Source organism: Streptomyces sp. NPDC090045, from assembly GCF_044747975.1.
Lineage (GTDB): Bacteria > Actinomycetota > Actinomycetes > Streptomycetales > Streptomycetaceae > Streptomyces.
The window spans coordinates 43,823-66,123 of the sequence record NZ_JBIVFA010000020.1 but is presented as its reverse complement, the minus strand read 5'-3'; the positions used below and the strand labels follow the sequence as shown (position 1 = coordinate 66,123).

Annotated in this window: 18 protein-coding genes; 5 read left to right on the top strand and 13 right to left on the bottom strand. The window is 72.5% G+C overall.

Annotated elements, in window-relative coordinates; genetic code table 11:
* Positions 1 to 126 precede the first annotated feature (126 nt).
* The 4 genes from ACIPYQ_RS36655 to ACIPYQ_RS36640 form a co-directional block, all read right to left on the bottom strand.
* Complete coding sequence (locus ACIPYQ_RS36655) at positions 127 to 2,553, bottom strand: [protein-PII] uridylyltransferase (protein ID WP_401258530.1); 2,427 nt, start codon at positions 2,551 to 2,553, stop codon at positions 127 to 129.
* A gap of 17 nt (positions 2,554 to 2,570) precedes the next feature.
* Positions 2,571 to 2,909: a P-II family nitrogen regulator gene (locus ACIPYQ_RS36650; protein WP_030708521.1), complete on the bottom strand. Its 339-nt coding sequence runs from the start codon at positions 2,907 to 2,909 to the stop codon at positions 2,571 to 2,573.
* Entirely contained in the window at positions 2,906 to 4,249 is a 1,344-nt protein-coding gene (locus ACIPYQ_RS36645) for an ammonium transporter (RefSeq protein WP_362242482.1), read from the bottom strand. The genes ACIPYQ_RS36650 and ACIPYQ_RS36645 overlap by 4 nt, the downstream gene beginning before the upstream one ends.
* A gap of 292 nt (positions 4,250 to 4,541) precedes the next feature.
* Positions 4,542 to 6,032, bottom strand: a complete 1,491-nt coding sequence (locus ACIPYQ_RS36640) for a hypothetical protein (RefSeq protein WP_401258529.1) — start codon at positions 6,030 to 6,032, stop codon at positions 4,542 to 4,544.
* Positions 6,033 to 6,455: 423 nt separating this feature from the next.
* Here ACIPYQ_RS36640 and ACIPYQ_RS36635 point away from each other — a divergent pair, with 423 nt between their 5' ends.
* Complete coding sequence (locus ACIPYQ_RS36635) at positions 6,456 to 7,124, top strand: bifunctional DNA primase/polymerase (protein ID WP_361755168.1); 669 nt, start codon at positions 6,456 to 6,458, stop codon at positions 7,122 to 7,124.
* 76 nt (positions 7,125 to 7,200) lie between these two features.
* On the opposite strand, the gene ftsY is transcribed toward ACIPYQ_RS36635, so the two are convergent.
* Complete coding sequence (gene ftsY / locus ACIPYQ_RS36630; protein ID WP_401258528.1) at positions 7,201 to 8,418, bottom strand: signal recognition particle-docking protein FtsY; 1,218 nt, start codon at positions 8,416 to 8,418, stop codon at positions 7,201 to 7,203.
* 142 nt (positions 8,419 to 8,560) lie between these two features.
* Between ftsY and ACIPYQ_RS36625 the strand changes: the two genes are divergently transcribed.
* Positions 8,561 to 10,021, top strand: a complete 1,461-nt coding sequence (locus ACIPYQ_RS36625; RefSeq protein WP_401258527.1) for a cytosine permease — start codon at positions 8,561 to 8,563, stop codon at positions 10,019 to 10,021.
* A gap of 63 nt (positions 10,022 to 10,084) precedes the next feature.
* Positions 10,085 to 11,071, top strand: a complete 987-nt coding sequence (locus ACIPYQ_RS36620; RefSeq protein ID WP_401258526.1) for an LLM class flavin-dependent oxidoreductase — start codon at positions 10,085 to 10,087, stop codon at positions 11,069 to 11,071.
* A 40-nt stretch (positions 11,072 to 11,111) separates the two neighbouring features.
* Here the strand turns inward: ACIPYQ_RS36620 and ACIPYQ_RS36615 are convergent, their stop codons facing one another.
* From ACIPYQ_RS36615 to ACIPYQ_RS36600, 4 genes are all read right to left on the bottom strand, one after another.
* Positions 11,112 to 12,542 (bottom strand): sugar porter family MFS transporter, encoded by a 1,431-nt coding sequence (locus ACIPYQ_RS36615; RefSeq protein ID WP_401258524.1) that lies wholly within the window; start codon positions 12,540 to 12,542, stop codon positions 11,112 to 11,114.
* Between the two features lie 217 nt (positions 12,543 to 12,759).
* The gene (locus tag ACIPYQ_RS36610; RefSeq protein ID WP_401258523.1) at positions 12,760 to 16,935 is read right to left on the bottom strand and encodes an AAA family ATPase; all 4,176 of its coding nucleotides are present in this window, start codon (positions 16,933 to 16,935) and stop codon (positions 12,760 to 12,762) included.
* A 219-nt stretch (positions 16,936 to 17,154) separates the two neighbouring features.
* Positions 17,155 to 17,373, bottom strand: a complete 219-nt coding sequence (locus tag ACIPYQ_RS36605; protein WP_030708500.1) for a hypothetical protein — start codon at positions 17,371 to 17,373, stop codon at positions 17,155 to 17,157.
* A gap of 348 nt (positions 17,374 to 17,721) precedes the next feature.
* Entirely contained in the window at positions 17,722 to 18,003 is a 282-nt protein-coding gene (locus ACIPYQ_RS36600; protein ID WP_078909436.1) for an acylphosphatase, read from the bottom strand.
* Between the two features lie 137 nt (positions 18,004 to 18,140).
* On the opposite strand from ACIPYQ_RS36600, the gene ACIPYQ_RS36595 reads away from it, so the two are divergent.
* Positions 18,141 to 19,085, top strand: coding sequence for a CAP domain-containing protein (locus ACIPYQ_RS36595; protein WP_401258521.1), 945 nt, complete (start codon positions 18,141 to 18,143; stop codon positions 19,083 to 19,085).
* A gap of 42 nt (positions 19,086 to 19,127) precedes the next feature.
* On the opposite strand, the gene ACIPYQ_RS36590 is transcribed toward ACIPYQ_RS36595, so the two are convergent.
* The gene (locus ACIPYQ_RS36590) at positions 19,128 to 19,739 is read right to left on the bottom strand and encodes a flavodoxin family protein (RefSeq protein WP_362241278.1); all 612 of its coding nucleotides are present in this window, start codon (positions 19,737 to 19,739) and stop codon (positions 19,128 to 19,130) included.
* A 140-nt stretch (positions 19,740 to 19,879) separates the two neighbouring features.
* On the opposite strand from ACIPYQ_RS36590, the gene ACIPYQ_RS36585 reads away from it, so the two are divergent.
* Positions 19,880 to 20,290, top strand: a complete 411-nt coding sequence (locus ACIPYQ_RS36585) for a winged helix-turn-helix transcriptional regulator (protein ID WP_401258519.1) — start codon at positions 19,880 to 19,882, stop codon at positions 20,288 to 20,290.
* Here ACIPYQ_RS36585 and mutM read toward each other — a convergent pair.
* The 3 genes from mutM to rpmF form a co-directional block, all read right to left on the bottom strand.
* Complete coding sequence (gene mutM, locus ACIPYQ_RS36580; protein WP_361755140.1) at positions 20,263 to 21,147, bottom strand: bifunctional DNA-formamidopyrimidine glycosylase/DNA-(apurinic or apyrimidinic site) lyase; 885 nt, start codon at positions 21,145 to 21,147, stop codon at positions 20,263 to 20,265. The two genes, ACIPYQ_RS36585 and mutM, sit on opposite strands and share 28 nt — an antisense overlap.
* A gap of 115 nt (positions 21,148 to 21,262) precedes the next feature.
* The gene (gene rnc, locus ACIPYQ_RS36575; protein ID WP_327416644.1) at positions 21,263 to 22,108 is read right to left on the bottom strand and encodes a ribonuclease III; all 846 of its coding nucleotides are present in this window, start codon (positions 22,106 to 22,108) and stop codon (positions 21,263 to 21,265) included.
* Between the two features lie 19 nt (positions 22,109 to 22,127).
* Entirely contained in the window at positions 22,128 to 22,301 is a 174-nt protein-coding gene (gene rpmF / locus ACIPYQ_RS36570; RefSeq protein ID WP_003965982.1) for a 50S ribosomal protein L32, read from the bottom strand.

The window sequence follows — 22,301 nt, the reverse complement described above, 5'->3', positions numbered from 1 at the left end:
GTGGGGGCGCCCCCCCCCGCGCCCCCCCCCCCCGGGCCCCCCCCCCCCCCCCCCCCCCCCCCCCCCCGGGGGGGTGGGGGGGGGGGGGGGGGGGGCGCCCCCCCCCCCCACCCCGGTGCCGCAGGGCTACGAGAGGGCCGCCTGCACCGACGCGGCCAGGACGGCCGCCTCCGCCGGATCCAGGGGCTTGCCGTCCGCGGCGGTCACGTACAGCGTGTCCACGGCGTTGGCGCCCAGCGTCGAGACGTGCGCGCTCCGCACCCGGACGCCCGCCGACTCCAGCGCCCGCCCGATCCGGTGCAGCAGGCCGACGGCGTCGGGCGCGCGCACCTCCAGGACCGTGGCCAGCGAGGAGACGTCCGGGACGACCGTGACCCGGGGCGGCGGCGGGGTCACCCCGCGCCGGCGCGGGTACGCCGCCTCGCGGTCCGCCAGCTTCGCCGGGACGTCCAGCGAGCCGTCCAGGGCCCGGACCAGGTCGCTGCGCAGCCGCGCGGCCTGGGGCAGCGCCCCGTACTCCGCCGCCACCCGCCACCGCAGTACCAGGACCTCGCCCAGCTGGTCGGGCAGTTCCGTGGAGCGCAGGTCAGCCGCCCGTACGGTGAGCCGGTGCAGGGCCAGCACCCCGGCCACCGCCGGGAGGACCCCCGGCTGGTCGGGAACGGCCACGACGAGTTCCCCGCCGACCGCGTCCTCCTCCTGGCGGACGTGGAGCGCGAGCACCGGCTCCCGGGTGCGCAGGGCCTCCACCGCCAGGCGTTCCTGTTCCGTGGTCGGGATCTCGGCCTCCCGCACCGCCGGGGCCGTCCCGCGCAGCACGGCGGCGACCCGGGAGACGAGGTCCGCCACCAGCGATCCCCGCCAGGCGCTCCACGCGGCGGGCCCGGTGGCGAGGGCGTCCGCCTCCGTCAGGGCGTGCAGTATCTCCAGCGTGCCCACCGACCCGACGGCGTCGGCGACCGAGCGGACCGTGGCCGGGTCGTCCAGGTCGCGCCGGGTCGCGGTGTCGATCAGCAGCAGGTGGTGCCGTACGAGCGCCCCCAGCACGGCGGCGTCCTGCGCGTCGAAGCCGACGCGTGCGGCGACGTCGCGGGCGATCGTCTCGCCGGCCACCGAGTGGTCTCCCGGCCAGCCCTTGCCGATGTCGTGCAGGAGGGCCGCCATGAGCAGCAGGTCGGGGCGGCCGACCCGGCGGGTGAGGGCCGCGGCGCGGACCGCCGTCTCGATGAGGTGGCGGTCCACCGTCCAGGTGTGGACGGGGTTGCGCTGCGGGCGGCACCGCACCCGCTCCCAGTCGGGGAGCAGCCGCGTGATCAGGCCTTCCGCTTCCAGGGCCTCCCACACGGCCACGGTGGGTTCCCCCGCCCCGAGCAGGGTCACCAGCTGCTCGCGCGCCTCGGCCGGCCAGGGCACCGGGAGCTGTTTGCCCTGCGCGGCGAGCCTGCGTACGGCGTGCAGCGATACGGGAAGGCCCGCCTGCGCGGCGGCCGCGGCGAACCTCAGCGGCAGGACGGGATCGCGGTCGGGGCGCGCGGCCAGGGCCAGTACGGCCTCGCCGTCGGATTCCACCACGCCCTCGGCCAGCGGTGCCCGCGCGGCGGCCGCGGCGCCCCGGGCGCCCAGCAGCCCGCGCAGCCGGGGCCGGGCGGCGCGGGCCCGCAGTACCCGCCCGACCTCCCGCCAGGTCACGTCACCGGCGTACGCGACGACGCGCGCGGCCTCGTACACCTCGCGGAGCAGGGCGTCCGCGTCGAGCAGCCCGAGCTGCGCCGCGACCTGGTCCTGTTCCTGGAGGGAGAGCCGGTCGGTGGCCCGGCCGGTCACCAGGTGCAGGGCGTCGCGCGCGTCGAGGAGCCGCCGCCGGGCCTCGGCGAGGCCGTCGCGCGGGGCGTCGGCCAGCCAGGAGGCCGCGACCGCCCGCAGCGCGGTGATGTCGCGGAGCCCGCCGCGGGCCTCCTTGAGGTCGGGTTCGAGCAGGAAGCGGAGCTCTCCGGCGCGCTCGGCCCGCTCGCGGCACAGGGAGTGCAGTTGCGGGAGCCGCTTGGCGGCCTGGTTGCGCCAGTCGGCCAGGACGGAGGTGCGCAGGCCGGCGAGGAGTCCGGCGTCACCGGCGACCGTCCGGGCGTCGAGGAGGCCTAGCTGCACCTTGAGGTCCTCGGCGGCGGTCTTGCGGGCCTCGCCGGGGGTCCGTACCGAGTGGTCGAGGGCGAGGCCGAGGTCCCACACCGGGTACCAGACGCGGTCGGCCAGCGCGCTCAGCGCCCGCGGCTCCGCCTTGCCGTCGTGCAGCAGCACCAGGTCGAGGTCGCTGCGCGGGGAGAGTTCGCCCCGCCCGTAGCCACCGACGGCCACCAGGGTGGCGCCGCGGACGCCGGTCTCCCGTACGGCGGTCGTGAACAGGGCGGTCAGCCAGTCGTCGGTCAGCCCGGAGAGGGCGGAACGCCGCGAAGGCCCGGACCGCGACTCCTCCTGGAGGAGTCGCAGCCGGGCCGCGGCGTATCCGCTGGGTCCCGAGTCGGCCGTGTTGTCCGTGGTCTCTTCGACGCTCGTCACCCAGAAGCTCCCGTCACCTAGAGCGCGTCAGCGCCGCGCTCGCCGGTGCGGACCCGTACGACCGAGTCCACGGGGACGCTCCACACCTTGCCGTCACCGATCTTGCCGGTGGCCGCCGCGCTCACGATGACGCGGATCAGTTCCTCGGCGTCGGAGTCGTCGACCAGCACCTCGATGCGGATCTTGGGGACGAGGTCCACCTGGTACTCGGCACCGCGGTAGACCTCGGTGTGACCGCGCTGGCGGCCGTAGCCGCTGGCCTCGGTGACCGTGAGGCCCTGCACTCCGAAGGTCTGGAGGGCTTCCTTGATCTCGTCCAGCTTGTGCGGCTTGACGATCGCGGTGATCAGCTTCATGCGTCAACCTTCTTGCTCGCGGCGGAGGGGGTGGGTGCGGCGGTGCTGCGCGAGGCTGCCCCGCCACCGGCTCCGCTGAAGTCGTAGGCGGTCTCGGCGTGTTCGACCTGGTCGATGCCGGCGACCTCGACGTCCTCGCTGACCCGCATCCCGATCGTCTTGTCGAGGAGGAAGGCGAGCAGCGCGGACGCCACCAGAGAGTAGGCGAGGACGGAGAAGACCCCGATGGCCTGCTTGCCGAGCTGTTCGAGGCCGCCGCCGTAGAAGAGGCCGGCCACGTCGGACTGGACCCCGCCGGTGGCGAAGAGGCCGACGAGGAGGGAGCCGGCGACACCGCCGACGAGGTGGACGCCGACCACGTCGAGGGAGTCGTCGTAGCCGAACTTGTACTTGAGGCCGACCGCCATGGCGCAGAGCACACCGGCGATGGCGCCGACCGCGATGGCCCCGAGCGGGCTGACCGCACCGCCGGCGGGGGTGATGGCGACGAGGCCGGCGACCGCGCCGGAGGCGGCGCCGAGGGTGGTGAAGGAGCCGTGGCGCAGCTTCTCGTAGCCGAGCCAGGCGAGCATGGCGGCGGCGGTGGCCACCTGGGTGTTGACGAACATGACCGCGCCGACGCCGTCGTCGTTGCCGAGCCAGGAGCCCGCGTTGAAGCCGAACCAGCCGAACCACAGGAGGCCGGCGCCGAGCATCACGAGGGGCAGGCTGTGCGGGCGCATCGGGTCCTTCTTGAAGCCGACGCGCTTGCCGATGACCAGGATCACGCCGAGGGCGGCGGCGCCGGCGTTGATGTGGACGGCGGTGCCGCCCGCGAAGTCGATGACGCCGAGCTCGAAGAGCCAGCCGCCGGCTCCCCAGACCCAGTGGGCGACGGGGAAGTAGACGACGGTGACCCACAGGACGGTGAACAGGGCCCAGGCGCTGAACTTCACGCGGTCGGCGAGGGCGCCGCTGATCAGGGCCGGGGTGATGACGGCGAACATCAGCTGGAAGACGGCGAAGACGTAGACCGGGATGGTGTAGCCGTCCCACAGCTCGGTGATCCCGATGCCGCTGAGGCCCACGTAGTCGGAGTTCCAGCCGATGAGGGAGCCGGAGTCGGTGCCGAAGGCGAGGCTGAAGCCGTAGAGGACCCAGAGGATCGTGACGATCCCCAGGCTGATGAAGCTCATCATCAGCATGTTGAGGCTGCTCTTGACGCGGACCATGCCTCCGTAGAAGAAGGCGAGTCCCGGGGTCATCAGCATGACCAGGGCGGAGCAGATGAGCATGAACCCGGTGTTCGCGGCAGACAGCGTCGGGGCGTCTGCCGCGAGGGTCGTGATGGCTGATGCCATCGGCGTCTCCTCGTCGTCGGTACGTTCGCGTGCGGGCGATCGTGAAAACCTGAGCGGCGGCATTGGGAACTGGCCGGTTATTGGCCATGAGATTCGCGCAGGCCGGTTTCCGGCGGCGCCGCTGGGTGTTTCGCGCCGATGACGAAGAGGTCGGGCGTGTTACGCCTCAATGAACTGGGCGGGTGGTGCAACCGGCCGCGGCGGTGACCCGGACGTCCTGGCTGGGGGAGCCTGATCGGGCTTCACGGGGTGACTGCCGCGGCCGGGGCCTGAGGGGCGGCCGCGGAGGCCGTCAGACGGCCTCCGCGGCTTCGGGGAGCCGGGAGGCGAGGTGGTCGGTGAGCCGGACCACTTCCTTGACGTCGCCGTACTCACGGGCGGCGCTGTCGACGGTCTTGCGCAGGCGGGTGTTCACCCGTTCGGACCGCACCTTTCCCGCCACGTCGAGGGCCCGGCCGACGAGGGCCGCGGCCTGCTCGGGCTCGCGCTGGAGCAGGTGGACGGTGGCCATGCCGATGAGGTTGAGGGCGTAGGAGCGCTGGTGCTCCTCGTCCTTCTCGAAGAGCTCGACGGCCCGCTCCATGACGGGTTCCGCGAGCGAGGCGTACGTGGGGCTGCGCCCGGCCACGTAGGCGAGGTCCCGGTACGAGTGGGAGTTCTCGCCGTTCAGCTCGGCCTCGGAGAAGAAGCGGATCCAGTCGGGCTCGGGCTCGCCTCCGAAGGCGACGTCGGAGAAGGTGTCCTCGGCCATCCGCACGGCCCGCTTGCAGCGGCTGGGCTGTCCCATGTTGGCGTACGCGCGGGCCTCCATCGCATACAGCATGGCCTGGGTGCGCGGGCCGGCGCAGTCGCGGCTGCCGTACTGCGCGAGGTGGACGAGTTCGAGGGCGTCCTCGGGGCGGCCCAGGTGGATCATCTGGCGGCTCATGCCGGAGAGGATGTACGAGCCGAGCGGCTTGTCCCCGGCCTCCTTCGCGGCGTGCAGGGCGAGGACGAAGTACTTCTGCGCGGTGGGGTGCAGGCCGATGTCGTAGCTCATCCAGCCGGCCAGCTCGGCCAGTTCGGCGGCAACCTTGAAGAGCCGCTTCATGACCGGGGCGGGGTGGTTCTCCTGGAGCAGGTCGGTGACCTCGTGGAGCTGGCCCACGACGGCCTTGCGGCGCAGCCCGCCCCCGCACTGGGCGTCCCACTGGCGGAACATGACGGTGGTGGCGTCGAGGAGGTCGAGTTCCGGTTCGGAGAGCCGGGGCGGGCGGTGGCCGCCGAGGGCCCCCGTCGGCCCCGCCCCGCGCGGTCCCGGGTCGGCGGCCGGGGCCGGTACGAGCCAGCGCTGCATGGGCTCGATGAGGGCGGGGCCGGCGGAGAGGGCGAGCGAGGTCCCGAGGAAGCCGCGGCGGGCCAGCATCAGGTCGCTGCGGGAGAACTCGCCGAGCAGCTCGACGGTCTGCGGGCCGGCCCAGGGCAGGTCGACCCCGGAGACGGAGGGGGTCTGGTGGGCGGTGCGCAGGCCGAGCTGCTCGATGGCGACGACGGAGCCGAAGCGCTCGGAGAACAGCTCGGACAGGATGCGCGGGACGGGCTCGCGGGGCTGTTCGCCGTCCAGCCAGCGGCGCACCCGGGAGGTGTCCGTGCTGATGTGGTGGGCGCCCATCTGACGGGCCCGGCGGTTGACCTGCCGGGCGAGTTCGCCCTTGGACCAGCCGCTGCGGACGAACCACGAGGTCAGCTGGTCGTTGCGCGCAGCAGCGTCCTCGATCGTTCCGCTTGCGCCGTTGCCGCTCACTGGAACGCCCCCATCCGCTCAGCCTCTTCCACACGAAACCCTGGCCGGGGCGCAGCGCGCCACCACGGACCTTCACAGGTCCTTCACACATTGCCTCCGGCATACCCACGGACGGGCATGCCTTGGGGGTTCGTGTACCGAAAGTAATCCTACGATCACCCCTGCGGCGAGGTCGATTCCAGAAACGCCACCATTCGCCACCCCTTCGAATGAACTCGCCACCGGCCAGGCGCGATTCACTTGACAGCAAGGTGAAACGGATCGGTTGGACTGGAGTGCGCTCGGGGCGCGCGCGGCGAGGAGTGCGCCGGGCCGTCACTGCGGGGCACCCCGCGGCGGACCGCTGTCCGCACGTTCGGCCGACGCCGTCACCACGGGCGTCGTAACCACCGGCGCGTCCGACCCGTTGGAGGGGGCATGGGCATGGGCTTCACGATCGGCGGCAGCCGCAGCACCAAGGAGTTCCGTTCCGGCACCCGGCGCCGCGGCCGGACCTCGGAGTGCACGGCGGTGGCGGAGTACACCGGGCTGTGGGGCTGGGACGTGGTCCCCGGGGCCCGCGCCGCGGCCCCCGCCCGCGACTGTTCCTGCGGGGACGCGGAGTGCGTCTCCCCCGGGGCGCATCCGCTCCCCTTCGCACCCACCGTCAAGGCCGGGGCCACCCTGGACGAGGTCACCGAGGCCTGGGGCGACCACCCGGGCGCCGCGGTACTGCTTCCCGTGGGCCGCGCCTTCGACGTCATCGAGGTCTCCGAGGAGGCCGGGCGCCGCGCGCTGGTGCGGCTGGAGCGGATGGGGCTGCCGCTCGGCCCGGTCATCGTGACCGCGGACGGCCGGGCGCAGTTCTTCGTGGCCCCGGGCGCGGCGGCCGAGCTGCCGCAGCTGCTGTACCGGATGGGCTGGGACGACGCCGACCTCGACCTGCTGGCCCTGGGCCACGGGGCCTACGTGACGGCGCCGCCCTCGGACCGGGCCGGCCTCGGCCAGGTCGGCTGGCTGCGGCCGCCCGCGCTGGACTCGGCCGGGGGCCCGCCGCAGGCCCGGCTGCTGCTGGGCACCCTCGCCTACATCTGCCACCGCTCGCGGCGGTAGGCGCGCCCCGCACACCACGGGTGCCCCCGCGTTCCGGTCGGAACGCGGGGGCACCCGTGGTGTGCGCGGACCGCGCTCAGTCGCCGATGAGGGCGTCGACGAACGCCTCCGGCTCGAAGGGGGCCAGGTCGTCCGCACCCTCGCCGAGCCCGACGAGCTTGACCGGAACGCCCAGTTCGCGCTGGACGGCGACGACGATGCCGCCCTTGGCCGTGCCGTCGAGCTTGGTCAGCACGATGCCGGTGATGTCCACGACCTCGGCGAAGACGCGGGCCTGGGTCAGGCCGTTCTGCCCGGTGGTGGCGTCGAGGACCAGCAGGATCTCGTCCAGCGGACCGTGCTTCTCGACGACACGCTTGACCTTGCCGAGCTCGTCCATGAGGCCGGTCTTGGTGTGCAGGCGGCCGGCGGTGTCGATGAGCACGACGTCGGCGCCCTCGGCGATGCCCTCCTTGACCGCGTCGTAGGCGATCGAGGCCGGGTCGCCGCCCTCGGGGCCGCGTACGGTACGGGCGCCGACCCGGTCGCCCCAGGTCTGGAGCTGGTCGGCGGCGGCGGCACGGAAGGTGTCGGCCGCGCCGAGCACCACGCTGCGGCCGTCGGCGACGAGCACGCGGGCCAGCTTGCCGGTGGTGGTGGTCTTGCCGGTGCCGTTGACACCGACGACCATGATCACGCCGGGCGTGTCCTCGCCGCTCTCCGTCTTCACGACACGGTCGAAGTCGGTGCCGACCAGGGTCAGCAGCTCCTCCTTGAGCAGGGCCCGCAGGTCCGCCGGGGTGCGGGTGCCGAGCACCTTGACCCGGTCGCGGAGCCGGTCGACGAGCTCCTGGGTGGGCACGACGCCGACGTCGGCGATGAGGAGGGTCTCCTCGATCTCCTCCCAGGTGTCCTCGTCGAGGTGCTCCCGCGAGAGCAGCGTGAGCAGCCCCTTGCCGAGGGAGTTCTGCGACCGGGCGAGCCGGGCGCGCAACCGGACCAAGCGGCCGGCGGTGGGCTCGGGCACCTCGATCGCGGGTGCGGCCGGAACCTCGGGCTCGGCGGCCGGCGCCTCGACCGGAGCCTCGACCTCCGCCTGCGGGAGACCGACCTCCTCGATCGTGCGGCGCGGCTCTTCCGCCGTCTCTACGGCGTCCTCCCCCACCTGCGGTTCGGCAGGCGGGGCAGTGATGGTCGGCGTGCTGGGCGGTGCCGGGGGCGGCAGCTGCTTCTTCTTGCGGCTGCTGACCACGAGCCCGCTGATCGCGCCGACCGCGACCAGGGCGATGACTACAGCAAGGATGAGGATGTCCATAACCTCACCAGTATCGGCCACGGGCGGCCCGGATCTCGGACCCCGGGCGTTCAACCGGGACGTAAGGCTGCGTTTGTGGTTTTAGCGGCAAATCCACGATGATGGACGACTTCCCCCCGTCCCTCCCCCACGGAGCAGCCGCATGCCTGCCGAGCCCGCCGACGGCGCAACCGAAACCGCGATCGAGACCCGCGGGCTGGAGCCCGTCCCGGACGGCGAGCGCGGCGGCCGGGTCCGCGACCTGGTGCCCACGTGGGTCGCCGCCAACATCAGCGTGCTGCTGCTCACCATGGGCGCCGGTCTGGTGATCTTCAACCGGCTCAACATCTGGCAGGTGCTCGTCGTCGCGGTCGCCGCCCCCGTCGTCTCGTACGGGATGGTCGGCCTGATATCGATCGCCGGCAAGCGCGGCGGCGCTCCCGGCATGGCCCTCTCGCGGGCCGTGTTCGGCCAGCGCGGCAACCTCTTCCCGGGCTCGCTGATCTGGGTGGCCCGGTGGGGCTGGGAGACGATCAACGCGGTGAGCGGCGCCTACGCCGTGCTGACCGTGCTCGACCTGCTCTTCGGGATCAAGAGCAACACCCCGCTCATCGTCATCACCCTGCTGTTCTTCGTGGGCTGCACCTTCGTGGTCTCGGGCCTCGGCATCAAGGCGCTGCGCGTCTGCTCCACGTGGTCGACGTACCTCTTCGGCGCCTTCAGCGTGCTCGTCCTCGGGTACCTGCTCTTCACGACCGACTGGTCCGCCGTCCTCGGCAAGCCGGCCGGCTCCACCGCGATGATGATCGCGGGCATCGGCACCATCGCGGCCGGCGGCATCAGCTGGGTGCCGTCGGGCCCCGACTTCACCCGCTACCTGCCGCGCACCGCCTCCTCCAAGGGCCTGGTGGGCGCGACGATCGGCGGCGCCGGCGTCGTCGTGCTCCCGATGGTGCTGATGGGCGCGGTCATGGCCGTCGGCACCCCGGACCTGGCCACGGCCCAGGACCCGGTGTCCTTCATCGGCGAGCTGCTCCCGACCTGGATCGCGGTCCCGTACCTGCTCGTCGCGCTCGTCGGGATGCTGCTGATCAACTCGATGTCCATGTACTCGGCTGGCTTCACCGCGCAGACCCTCGGCATCAAGGTCCCGCGCGCGTGGGCGGTCAGCGTCAACGCGGCCATCAGCCTGGTCTTCGGCTTCCTGCTGATGGTGGTCGCGACGAGCTTCTTCGGTTCGTTCATCTCCTTCCTGACGCTGCTGGCCGTGGCCTTCTCGGCCTGGATCGGCGTCTTCGGAGTGGACATGCTGCGCCGCCGGACCTACGACGGGGCCGCACTGCTGGACACCACGCGGACCAGCGCCTACTGGTACAAGGGCGGGTTCGCCTGGCAGGCGATGACCGCATGGGCCCTCGCCCTGGTGGTCGGGCTGCTGTTCACCTCGGTGGACTGGTTCAGCGGGCCGCTCGCCACCACCTGGATCGGGCGCAACGGCCTCGGCTGGGTGGCCGGCATCGTGACCTCGGGCGTGCTCTACGCCGTCCTGCCGCGCACGGCCCCCGCGGAGCCGGCCCCGGCCGCGGCGGAGGAGCCCGCGCTCGCCGGATCCCTGTCCAACTGACGCTGCGTCAGCTAACGTCCCCCTTCGCCCGCCCACCCACATCCGGCGAAGGGGGACTCCTCCATGCCCATCACCGTGGCCCGGTTCAATCTCGTCGACCCGAACGGCACCCCCGAGTCCCTCTCCGCCCGCTACAAGGCGGCCCTGGAGATGGCCCGGTACGCGGACGACCGCGGGATCGACACCATCCAGACCGAGGAGCACCACGGCACGGACAACAACTGGCTGCCCTCCCCCTTCGCCTTCGCGGGCGCGGTCTTCGGTGCGACGCGCCGGATCGCCGTCACCGTCTCGGCGATCATCGGTCCGCTGTACGACCCGCTGAAGGTGGCCGAGGACATCGCGGTCCTCGACCTGCTGAGCGGCGGGCGGCTGGTGACGGTCGCGGGCATCGGCTACCGGCCCGAGGAGTACGAGCAGCACGGGGTGGAGTGGGGCCGGCGCGGCCGGCTCCAGGACGAGCTGCTGGAGACCCTGCTGAAGGCGTGGACCGGCGAGCCCTTCGAGTTCCGCGGCCGTACGGTACGGGTCACCCCGCGGCCGTTCACGCAGCCGCACCCGCTGCTGCTGGTCGGCGGCAGCTCCGAGGCGGCGGCCCGCCGCGCGGCCCGGCTGGGCCTGCCGTTCTTCCCGAGCGCGCACCTGCCGGAGCTGGAGGCGTACTACCAGGCGAGGCTCGCGGAGTACGGCACCGAGGGCTTCTGCATGATGCCGGCGGCCGAGACCCCGCTGCTGCACATCGCGGAGGATCCGGACCGGGTCTGGGCGGAGCACGGCGAGCGCTTCCTGCACGAGGCCGGGATGTACGCGTCCTGGCAGTCCAAGGACATCCGCAGCGCCGTACGGTCGGCCGCGCGCTCGGTGGCGGAACTGCGCGCGGAGGGCGTGTACCGGATCCTCACCCCGGACGAGGCGGTCGCGTACGGCCGGACCGCGGGCGAGGCGGGGAACCTGGTCCTGCATCCGCTGTGCGGCGGGATGCCGCTGGACGAGGGCTGGCGCAGCCTGCACCTGCTGTGCGAACAGGTACTGCCCCGGCTCAAGGACTGAGCCGGGGCAGTATCGAGGAGAGGGGTGGTGGCGGGGATGATTACCCCATCTCCTCCAGCGCCTTGCCCTTGGTCTCCGGCACCCACTTGAGGATGAACGGGATCGAGAGCAGGGCGAAGAACGTGTAGATCACGTACGCGCCGGCGAGGTTCCAGTCCGACAGCGTCGGGAACGTGACGGTGATGACCCAGTTGGCGATCCACTGGGCCGCGGCGGCGACACCGAGCGCCGCGGCCCGGATGCGGTTCGGGAACATCTCGCCGAGCAGCACCCAGACGACCACGCCCCAGGAGAGGGCGAAGAAGAGCACGAAGGAGTGGGCGGCGACGAGTGCGATCGTGCCCTGGGTGTCGGGGATGGTGATGTGGTCGCCGCTGCCTTCCTTGTACGAGAACGCCCACGCGCAGAGGCCGAGCGAGACGGCCATGCCGGCCGAGCCGATGAGGGCCAGCGGCTTGCGGCCGATCCGGTCGACGAAGACCATCGCGATCACCGTGCCGATGATGTTGATGATCGACGTGGTGAAGGAGTAGAAGAACGAGCTGGTCGGGTCGATGCCGACGGACTGCCACAGCGAGGAGCTGTAGTAGAAGATCACGTTGATGCCGACGAGCTGCTGGAAGACGGAGAGGCCGATGCCGATCCAGACGATGGGCAGGAAGCCGAAGCGGCCGCCGAGCAGGTCCTTGAAGGTGGACTTGTGCTCGGAGCGCATGGCCCGGTCGATCTCGGCGGCGCGGGCGTCGATGTCGATCTTCGATCCCTCGACCTCGCGCAGCACCTTCTTGGCCTGCTCGGTGCGGCCGACGGAGATCAGGTAGCGGGGGGACTCCGGGATGACGAAGGACATCAGCCCGTAGAGCACGGCCGGGATGACCATGATGCCGAGCATCCACTGCCAGGCCTCTAGGCCGGCGATCTCGCCGCGCTGGTCGCCGTCGGCAAGGTTGAGGATGCCCCAGTTGACCAGCTGGGAGACGGCGATGCCGATGACGATGGCGGCCTGCTGGAAGGAGGCGAGGCGGCCGCGGTAGGCAGCCGGGGAGACCTCGGCGATGTAGGCGGGGCCGATGACGGAGGCCATGCCGATGCCGAAGCCGCCGATCACGCGCCACATGGCCAGGTCCCACAGGGCGAACGGAAGGGCCGAGCCGATGGCGCTCGCGGTGAAGAGGACCGCGGCGATCTGCATGCAGCGGATTCGGCCGATCCGGTCAGCGATGCGGCCGGCGGTGGCGGCACCCAACGCACAGCCGATGAGCGCGGCGGCGATCACCTGGGCGAGCGCCGCGGACCCGACGTCGAACCGTTCGCGGATGGCGACGACGGCGCCGTTGATGACGGAGCTGTCGTAGCCGAAGAGGAAGCCGCCCATCGCCGCGGCCGCGGCGATGAAGATGACGTGCCCGAGATGGTCGGGGCGTGCCTCCCGGCCACTGCCGGACGCGGGTGCGTTCGCTGTGCTGGTCAAGGTGTGCTCCTGGGCCCGGCGCCGACGGCGGGCGGTGTGGGGGTGTACGTCTGTACGCGTGTTCCTCCAGTGGCGCACAGCAAACTGCTCACCACCACCTGAACGTCGGACACGGCAACCAGAGCTTATGGCTTCACTTTCTGAAGTCAATAGCCGATGAAGAACCGTCAAGCCGGAGTGAAGAGAGCCACAGCGTTCATTTCCTGAAGCGAGTCGGTCAGCGCAGACGCTGGCTGATGACCTTGGAGACTCCGTCGCCCTGCATCGACACGCCGTAGAGCGCGTCCGCGACCTCCATCGTCCGCTTCTGGTGCGTGATCACGATCAGCTGAGAGCTCTCCTGGAGCTCCTCCATGATCCGGATCAGCCGCTGCAGGTTGGTGTCGTCGAGCGCGGCCTCGACCTCGTCCATCACGTAGAACGGGCTGGGGCGCGCCTTGAAGATGGACACCAGCAGGGCCACGGCGGTCAGCGAGCGCTCGCCGCCGGAGAGCAGCGACAGCCGCTTGACCTTCTTGCCGGGCGGGCGGGCCTCGACGTCGACGCCGGTGGTCAGCATGTTGTCGGGGTCGGTCAGGATCAGCCGGCCCTCGCCGCCGGGGAACAGCCGCGAGAACACGCCCTCGAACTCCCGGGCCGTGTCCCGGTAGGCCTCGGTGAAGACCTGCTCGACGCGCTCGTCGACCTCCTTCACCACTTGAAGGAGGTCGGCTCGCGTCTTGCGGAGGTCCTCCAGCTGCTCGCTGAGGAACTGGTGGCGCTCCTCCAGCGCCGCGAACTCCTCCAGCGCGAGCGGGTTGACCTTGCCGAGCTGCTGGTAGGCGCGTTCGGCCGCCTTGAGCCGCTTCTCCTGCTGCGCGCGGACGAACGGGCCGGGCAGGTTGCGCGGGTGCCCGGGATCCTCGGGGAGTTCCTCGCCCTCGGCGGGCGGCGACGGCGGCACCGGCTGGTCGGGACCGTACTCGGCGACGAGCCCGGCGGACTCCATGCCGAACTCCTCCAGCGCCCTGGCCTCCACCGCCTCGATGCGCAGCCGCTGCTCGGCGCCGAGCACCTCGCCGCGGTGCACGGAGTCGGTGAGCTTGTCGAGCTCCCCCTTCAGTTCGCGTCCGCGGTTGCGCGCCTCGCCGAGCTCCTGCTCGCGCAGGCCCTTGGCTCGTTCGGCCGCGAGGCGCTCCTCGTCGGCCCGCAGCAGCGAGACCTCCACGTGCGCGAGCAGCTGCCGGGAGCCGTCGGCCACCGCGCGGGCCACCTCCGCCTCGTGGCGCAGCCGCGCGCGGCGCCGTTCGGCGCGGGTCCGGGCCTCGCGTTCGGCCCGGGCCGCGCGGTCGAGGGAATCGGCCCGTCCGGCCAGCCCCTTGACCCGCTCCTCATGGGTCCGCAGCTGCAGCCGTGCCTCCATCTCGGTCTGCCGCGCGTTGGCCCCGTCGGCCGCGAGCCGGTCCCGCCGGGAGCCGTCCGGCTCTTCCTCCACCGGCAGTTCCTCGGCCGTCGCGAGCCGTTCCGCACACTCCTCCACATCGGCCAGCGCCTGCTCCAGCGCGTCCTGGGCCTTGGCCGCGGCGGCGGCGCTGCGCTCGGCTTCACCGGCGGCCCCCTTCGCCTGCCCGGCGAGCCGCCCGAGCTGCTGCGCGACACCGGCGCGGGCCTGCTCCACGGCGCGGCGGCGCTCGGCGAGCTCCTCGACCAGGGCGGCCGCGTCCTGCCGCCGGGACTGGGCTGCGGCCTGGGCCTCGCCGAGTTCGGCGCACCGCACGCCCAGCTCGGTCAGCTCCGCCGCCGCCTCGTCGACGGCGGCCTGGACCTCGATCAGGCTGGGCGCCCCGGCGGAGCCGCCGTGCGCGAGGTGCGCCCCGAGCACGTCTCCGTCGAGGGTCACGGCCACCGCGTCGGGCCGCGCCGCGACGAGTGCCTCGGCCTCGTCGAGCGTGCCGACGACGACGTGGTCGCGCAGCACCCAGGCGGCCGCCCGCCACGCCTCGGCGTCCCCACCGACCAGCCGCGCCGCGGGAACACCCGCGGCCCCGTCACCGGGGCTCAGCCCCAGACCCCGCGAGGCCGGACCGTGCCCGAGGGCCTCGGCCTCCCCGTCGACCAGCCGCACCGCGGAAACGACCTCGCCCGCCGCCCCGTCACCGGGGCTCGACCCCGCACCCCGCGCCTCAAACGCCGGCGAGGCTGGATTCTTCAGCCCGTCCGGCGTTTGAGGACCGGGTCCGGGCAGAGCCCGGTCTCGGGAAGGGGCGGGGTGGGGGAAGACTCCCCCGGCCGAAGCCTGCCCGGGCAGCTGGGCGCCCGCCTCCACGGCGGAATCCGATGCCCGGCCCGGCACACCGGGCAGCCCCGCGGCGCCGGCGGCCTGCCCCGGCGCGGTCGACGGACCCACCGGAGCGGAGGCGGACGGGTCCGCAGGGTCGGAGGCATGGCCCGGAACGGTCGGCAGACCCGCAGGGTCGATGGCCTCGCCCGCGCGGGCGGACGGCTGGCCCGGCGCGGCTGACGGACCCGCAGGGGCGGGCGCCTGGCTCGCGGAGGGGTGGGGCTGGCCAGGGACCGCGGGCGAGCCCGCGGGGGCGGATGTCTGGCCCGCGACGGCGGGCGGCCCCGCAGGGGTGGAGGTCTGGCACGGGACCGCGGCCTGGTCCGGTGGGGCGGATGTCTGGCCCGGGACGGTGGGTGGCGTCGGGGTGATCAGGAGGGTGGCGCGGCCCGCGTCCGTGTCGCGGAGGTGGCGCAGGGCGGCGGCCGCCGCGTTCGGGGAGGACACCGCCAGGGCGTCCGCCGCGGAGCCCAGCGCAGCGGCCACGGCGGCTTCGTGGCCCGGCGTCACCGTCAGCCGCTCCGCCGCCGGCCCGAGCAGACCGGCCAGCTTCTCCCGCGCCGCGAGCAGCGCCCCCGTACCGTCCTTGCGGCGCAGCCCGAGCGCGAGCGCGTCCCGCCGCGCCGACACCGCCGCCCGCGAGCGCTCCGCCCCGGACAGCGCGTCGCGGGCGGCGGACAGGGCCGCCTCGGCCGCCGCCAGCTCGGCGCGCGCGGCCTCGTGGTCCGCGTCCGCCGACGGCTCGTCCAGCCCGCCGACCTCCTCCGCCAGCGCCTCGTACTCCGCCTGCGCGGCGGCGGCCCGCACCTGCGCCGCGTCCCGCGCCGCGACGAGCCGGTCGATCTCGGCCTGCGCCGCCCCCGCGCGGGAGCGGGCCGCGCCGAGCCGGCCCGTCAGCCGGGCCAGCCCCTCGCGCCGGTCGGCGATGGCCCGCGCCGCGTCCCGCAGCCGCCGCTCCTCCTCCGCCAGCGCCCGCTCCAGCTCGGCCCGGTGCTCGGCCGTGTCCTCCAGCGCCCGCGAGGCCGCCTCCAGAGCCGCCGTCAGTTCCGCCTCCTGCTCGCGGATCCGCGCGGCCTCCCGCTCCATGTCCTCGGGATCGCGGCCCCGCCGTTCGTCCTCCGCCGGGGCCGTCGCGCTCTTCACCCGCGCGTCCGCCAGGGACGCGGTGCCCCGTACCCGTTCGGCGAGCTGCGACAGCTCGTACCAGGTCTGCTGCGCCCGCTGCAGCCGCGGCGCGAGCTCCCGTACGGCCTCCTCCAGCTCGGCCTCGCGCCGCAGCGCGAGCGCCAGCTGGGCCTCGGCCGCTTCCTTGCGCTCCTTGAGCGCCGCCTCGTCCGCGATCTCCGCGTCGAGCGCCCGCCGCAGCGTGACCAGGTCGTCGGCGAGCAGCCGCAGCCGCGCGTCGCGCAGGTCCGCCTGGATCACGGCAGCCCGCCGGGCGACCGCGGCCTGCCGTCCCAGGGGTTTGAGCTGGCGGCGCAGCTCGTCGTTGAGGTCCTGCACGCGCGCGAGGTTGGCCTGCATCGCGTCGAGCTTCCGCAGCGCCTTCTCCTTGCGCTTGCGGTGCTTCAGTACGCCCGCCGCCTCCTCGATGAAGGCGCGGCGGCCCATGGGATCGGCGTGCAGGACGGAGTCCAGCTGGCCCTGGCCGACGATGACGTGCATCTCACGGCCGATGCCGGAGTCGGAGAGCAGCTCCTGGATGTCCAGCAGCCGGCAGGTGTCACCGTTGATCTGGTACTCGCTGCTGCCGCCGCGGAACATGATCCGGGTGATGGTGACTTCGGCGTAGTCGATGGGGAGCGCGCCGTCGGAGTTGTCGATCGTCAGCGACACCTCGGCGCGCCCGAGCGGCGGCCGTCCGGTGGTCCCGGCGAAGATGACGTCTTCCATCTTCCCGCCGCGCAGGGACTTGGCCCCTTGTTCGCCCATGACCCAGGACAGTGCGTCCACCACATTGGACTTGCCCGAGCCGTTCGGACCCACGACACAGGTGATGCCGGGTTCGAAGCGCAGGGTGGTGGCGGAGGCGAAGGATTTGAAGCCACGCAGGGTCAGGGACTTGAGGTGCACGCCGCCGGACTCTACCTTTCACGTTCGGTTTCACCCATGAAGGTGCAGGGCACCACTGACGCTAAAGGCATCACGCCCCCCACCTGGCCCTCTGGGACCGTGGCGCGGAGGGCCGGCGGAGGACGGGAGGGGCGGAGGGGAAGGTCAAAGAAAGAAGGGACGCCGAAGCGTCCCTTGCAGATCAAACGGGGCTGGAGTCGAGCGACGAATGAGCGCGGATCAGGTGAGCGCAGGCTCCGCCTGGGGTACGTCGATGTCGATGCGGTCCAGCAGCGAGTCTCCGTCGTGCTGAGCGGCGGCCGCGTTCAGCGCGTCATTTTCAGACTGAATCCGTACGAGCTCGGACTCGAGGTCCTGGACGCGCTGCTGAAGCCGTCGCATCTCGGCGAGGAGTCGCGGATCGGAACCGCCGACGTAACCGAGAAGCGCCTTTGCCATGATGGATGGTCCTCCACACTGAGTGACCGACCGATGCGGTGTGGGTCGTGAGGGAATCGCACCCGCGGATGTCCGGCAGCGACTGACAGTCACTGCGCTTACTACTGCCAACACTGCCAAACAGCTCAGGTGCGCGGGGCTTCCAGCGTCTCACCAAAAAGTTTGACGGTCAACACGATCACACCCCGTATCGGCGAGCGCCCCGGTCCCGGCAAGGCGCGCGGAGATCATCCTCATCTCCGAGCCTTCCACGGTTCGCCCCGGTCGGCAACGCGTCGGCGACGAATGCGCAGTTCCGGCCGTGTGCGGACGATCAGGGGTGTGATGAGTGCATGATCAGTCGATCGGTCACCGCATCCCGAATCCGTCGTAGCCACCGCGCGGTGTGCCCCAGATCTCTGTCACTCCGTCCACCCGGCCGGGCGTGTCGGAGGAGCGCAGCCAGTCGAGCAGCCGGTGGCAATTCTCACGTTGACCTTCGGCGACCACCTGTACTCGCCCGTCGTCGAGGTTGAGCGCGAAGCCGACGACGCCGCCGATCTCCAGGGCGTTCTCCCTGGTGAACCAGCGGAAGCCGACTCCCTGCACACGGCCGCGCACCCAGGCGGTCAGACGGACCTCTTCATTCATGCGTGAACGCTAACCGGGCGATGACTTTCCGGACACATCGCCCCCTGGCCCCATGGCGTACAGTCGCGCAGCAACGAACTCACCCATTTGGGTGCGTAAGGGATGATCTTGATCCGGCAAGGAAGGGCACGACAGCGATGGGACGTCACCGACTCCCCGCCGCACCGCACAGCGGCGGCAAGCGCGGCACCGTCCTGCGCACCGGCCTGCTCGGCGTCTCGGTGGCCGTGGCCCTCGGCACGGCGGCCGTCACCACCGGCATGGTGCCGGTCGGCAGCGCCTTCCCCTATGTGGGTGTCAGCGGTACGGCTGGCACCGGCACGCCGGAGGCCAGGGCCAAGGCCTCGCCCACCCCGGACCCCGCGCCGGAACAGCAGGGCGGCCTCGCCAGCCTGTCGGGCCGCGCCGCCACGGGCGCCGGCTCCGCCTCCCCCTCCAAGGGCCCGTCGGCCTCGCCGTCCCCTTCGGCCTCGCCCTCACCCTCGACTTCGCCGAGCCCCTCCGCGTCCGCGTCGCCGAGCACCCCGCCGAGCGCCGCACCTTCGGCCACGCCCTCGGCCACGCCCTCGGCCACGCCCGCTCCCGCCCGCAAGGCCCCGGAGAAGAAGCCGGTTCCGGCACCCTCGAAGCCGGCCGCGGCACCCTCGAAGCCTGCCGCCCCCTCGACGCCGGCCGCCCCCGCAACCCGGCCCTCCCTGGACGGCCACTCCGCCGAGGAGGACGCCGTGGTCGCCCTGGTGAACCAGGAGCGCGCGATGGCCGGGTGCGGTCCCGTCCGGGCCAATCCGCCGCTCGCGGCGCTGGCCGGGGCCTTCAGCAAGGACATGGCCACCCGGGGCTTCTTCAGCCACGACGACCCCGACGGCAACACCCCGTGGGACCGCGCCGCCAAGGCCGGCCTCTCCGGCCTCGGTGGCGAGAACATCGCGCGCGGCCAGGGCGACGCCGAGGCCGTGATGAAGGCCTGGATGAACAGCCCGGGCCACAAGGCGAACATCCTCAACTGCGAGTTCCGCACCCTGGGCGTCGGCGCCCACTTCGCCGCCGGCGGCCCCTGGTGGACCCAGGACTTCGGCTTCTGACGCCGACGCCGACCGACGGCGATACCGTCAGCGGCCCGGGGCTCAGGCCCCGGCCGCGGCGAGGGCCGCGCGGCCCGCGATGACGATGCGGGTCTGCTCGGCGACGCGGCGGCCCAGGTGCTCGGCGGTCGCGATGTCGGCCTTGTGAACGGCGTCCGCGCCCTCGTCGGAGTTGCTCTGGGCGGCGGCGCCGGCGAAGACGCCGAGCCGGTTGAGGTCGTTCTCGGAGGCGGTGCTGCTGTTCCAGCCCGGCTTCAGGCCCAGGTTGACCCAGCTCATGCCGTGCTGGGCGGCGAGGATCTGGAAGAACTGCAGGGTGTGCAGCTTGTCGCCGCTCTTGGAGGCCGAGTTCGTGAAGCCGGCGGCCACCTTGTCCTGCCAGACGTCGCCGAACCAGCGCTTCGAGGTGGCCTCCGCGAACACGTGGAAGGCGCCGGAGGCGGTGCCCATGTAGGTCGGGGAGCCGAAGACGATCGCGTCGGACGCGTCGAGCAGCTCCCACTGCGCGTCGTCGATCTCGTCGACCTTGATCAGGTGGACGGTCGCCCCGGCCTCGGCGGCGCCGCTGCGGACCGCCTCGGCGACCACGGCGGTGTGGCCGTAGCCGGAGTGGTAGGCGATCGAGACGACGGGGGTGTGCGCGATACCGGACAAGGTGATTCTCTCCCTCGGAAGACTCCCTCCGCCGCACCGGCGTGGTGCGGCGGAGCAGGACTGTGTCGCCACCAAGAGAAGCACTAACTTTTAGAAAGCGCAACCCTCGGGTTAGCGCTGCAGAGGAGTACGCTCTTCCTATGGAGACCCCTGTCCGCACCGAAGCCGCCGACGTCGACGCCGAGCAACCGTTCGACGTGTTCGCGCGCGCCTGCCCGTCCCGCGAGACCCTGGAGCACGTCACCGGCCGCTGGGGCAGCCTCACCGTGGGCGCCCTGCGCGAAGGCCCGTGCCGTTTCAACGAACTGCGCCGCCGGGTGGAGGGCGTGAGCGAGAAGATGCTCTCCCAGACCCTGCACGCGCTGGAGCGCGACGGCATCGTCCACCGCGAGGCCCAGCCGACGAATCCGCCGCGCGTCGACTACGAGCTGACCCCGCTCGGCATCGAGGTCGCGGACCGGCTGCTCTCGCTCATCCACTGCCTGGAGGGCAACATGCCGGCGGTGCTCACCGCCCGGACGTCCTACGACGCCACGCGCGGCGGCCGCTGACAGCGCGGGCAGAAGTAGCTCGACCTGTTCATCCAGGGGCGCCGGCGCATCGGCGTACCGCAGCGGCGGCAGGGCTCGTCCTCGCGCCCGTAGGCGTCGAGCGAGCGGTCGAAGTACCCCGACTCGCCGTTCACGTTGACGTACAGGCTGTCGAAGCTGGTGCCGCCGACGGCGAGGGCCGCGTTCATGACGTCCCGGACATGGCCGAGGAGTTCCGCGCTCCGGGGGCGCGTGAGGTTCGCGGTGGGGCGCTCGTAGTGCAGCCTGGCGCGCCACAGCGCCTCGTCGGCGTAGATGTTGCCGACCCCGCTGACCAGGGACTGGTCCAGCAGCGCCCGCTTGACGGTGGTCCGCTTGGCGCGCAGTGCGAGGTGGTACGCCCCCTCGTCGAAGAGGGGGTCGAGCGGGTCCCTGGCGATGTGCGCGATGACGTCGGGCAGCCCGTCGGCCGTGTTGTCGTGCAGCGAGAGCCCGCCGAAGGTCCGCTGGTCCACGAAGCGCAGCTCGGTCCCGGCGGCGCCCGCGGCGGAGCCGCTGCCGGAATCGGTGAACCGCACCCGGATCCGCAGGTGCTTCTCGTCCGGGGCGTCCTGCGGCTGCACCAGCAGCTGCCCGCTCATCCCGAGGTGCCCGAGCACCGACAGGTCCCGTCCCTCCAGCGGCAGCCACAGGTACTTCCCGCGCCGCTGCGGCACTCCGAAGGTCTCGCCGCGCAGCCGCGCCGCGAAGTCGGCCCCGCCGCCCGGATGGCGCCGTACCGCCCGCGGGTGCAGGACCTCGACGGCCTCGACGGTCCGCCCGGCGACCCAGCGCTCCAGCCCCCGCCGCACGACTTCGACTTCGGGCAGCTCGGGCACGGTATACCTCCGGGGGTGCGGATCTGGGCGCTCCCGGCGAGCGTACCGGCCCCCCGGAAACGGAATCGCCCGCCCCTGCGAGGCAGGGGCGGGCGGGCAAATCCGGAAGGAAGGGTCAGGCGTCCGGCGCCGGTTCGGCGGGAGTCGGCACCCCGCCGTCCTCGGACCCGGCCGAAGCCGGGACCTCGGCCGGAGCGGCGGCGGCCACGGCGGCCGCCGCGATCCGCTCGTCCGCCGCAGTGCGGATTCCGCGCCATGCGGACTCCGCAGCCTGCTGTTCCGCTTCCTTCTTGCTGCGGCCGGTGCCGGTGCCGTACGAGACACCACCGACGCGGGCGGCAGCAGTGAAGGTCTTCTCGTGGTCCGGACCGGTCTCGGTGACCAGATATTCCGGTACACCAAGGCCTTCGGCCGCCGTGAGCTCCTGGAGACTGGTCTTCCAGTCCAGGCCGGCCCCGAGGTTCGAGGACTTCTCGATGAGCGGGTCGAAGAGCCGGTGGACCAGCTCCGAGGCCGCGTCGAGGCCCTGATCGAGGTAGACCGCGCCGATCACCGCTTCAAGGGTGTCGGCGAGGATGGAGGCCTTGTCCCGGCCGCCCGTGCCCTCTTCGCCCCGGCCGAGCCGGATGAAGGAGCCGAGTTCGAGGCCGCGCCCGACCTCCGCCAGTGCGCGCGAGTTGACCACCGCGGCCCGAAGCTTGGCCAGCTGGCCTTCGGGGAGATCGGGGTGGGTCGTGTACAGCGTGTCCGTGACCACCAGGCCCAGCACGGAGTCCCCGAGGAACTCCAGCCGTTCGTTGGTGGGCAGACCGCCGTTCTCGTACGCGTACGAGCGGTGGGTCAGTGCACGCACCAGAAGGGCGGACTCGAGTTGGTACCCGAGCCGCCCTTCCAGAAGCGTGTGGGACGAGGCCGCGTTGTTACTGTCTGCCTGCTTCTCAGCGTTGGACAGCTCAGACATTGCGCCTCTCACCAGCCGCTCAGACCTCGAGGACCTGGCGCTTGTTGTAGGTGCCGCAGCTCGGGCACGCAATGTGCTGGAGCTTCGGCTCCTGGCAACGCTCGCACGAAACCAGGGTGGGGACCGCAGCCTTCCACTGCGACCGGCGGTGGCGCGTGTTGCTGCGCGACATCTTCCGCTTCGGAACAGCCAC

What these genes read in the sequence shown, in the direction of transcription:
- rnc (WP_327416644.1), bottom strand. Translation starts at nt 22,108, where the DNA reads ATGTCTGAGCTGTCCAACGCTGAGAAGCAGGCAGACAGTAACAACGCG.
- ACIPYQ_RS36650 (WP_030708521.1), bottom strand. Translation starts at nt 2,909, where the DNA reads ATGAAGCTGATCACCGCGATCGTCAAGCCGCACAAGCTGGACGAGATC.
- ACIPYQ_RS36595 (WP_401258521.1), top strand. Translation starts at nt 18,141, where the DNA reads ATGGGACGTCACCGACTCCCCGCCGCACCGCACAGCGGCGGCAAGCGC.
- ACIPYQ_RS36585 (WP_401258519.1), top strand. Translation starts at nt 19,880, where the DNA reads ATGGAGACCCCTGTCCGCACCGAAGCCGCCGACGTCGACGCCGAGCAA.
- ftsY (WP_401258528.1), bottom strand. Translation starts at nt 8,418, where the DNA reads ATGGACATCCTCATCCTTGCTGTAGTCATCGCCCTGGTCGCGGTCGGC.
- ACIPYQ_RS36620 (WP_401258526.1), top strand. Translation starts at nt 10,085, where the DNA reads ATGCCCATCACCGTGGCCCGGTTCAATCTCGTCGACCCGAACGGCACC.
- ACIPYQ_RS36605 (WP_030708500.1), bottom strand. Translation starts at nt 17,373, where the DNA reads ATGGCAAAGGCGCTTCTCGGTTACGTCGGCGGTTCCGATCCGCGACTC.
- ACIPYQ_RS36625 (WP_401258527.1), top strand. Translation starts at nt 8,561, where the DNA reads ATGCCTGCCGAGCCCGCCGACGGCGCAACCGAAACCGCGATCGAGACC.
- ACIPYQ_RS36600 (WP_078909436.1), bottom strand. Translation starts at nt 18,003, where the DNA reads ATGAATGAAGAGGTCCGTCTGACCGCCTGGGTGCGCGGCCGTGTGCAG.
- ACIPYQ_RS36645 (WP_362242482.1), bottom strand. Translation starts at nt 4,249, where the DNA reads ATGGCATCAGCCATCACGACCCTCGCGGCAGACGCCCCGACGCTGTCT.
- ACIPYQ_RS36635 (WP_361755168.1), top strand. Translation starts at nt 6,456, where the DNA reads ATGGGCTTCACGATCGGCGGCAGCCGCAGCACCAAGGAGTTCCGTTCC.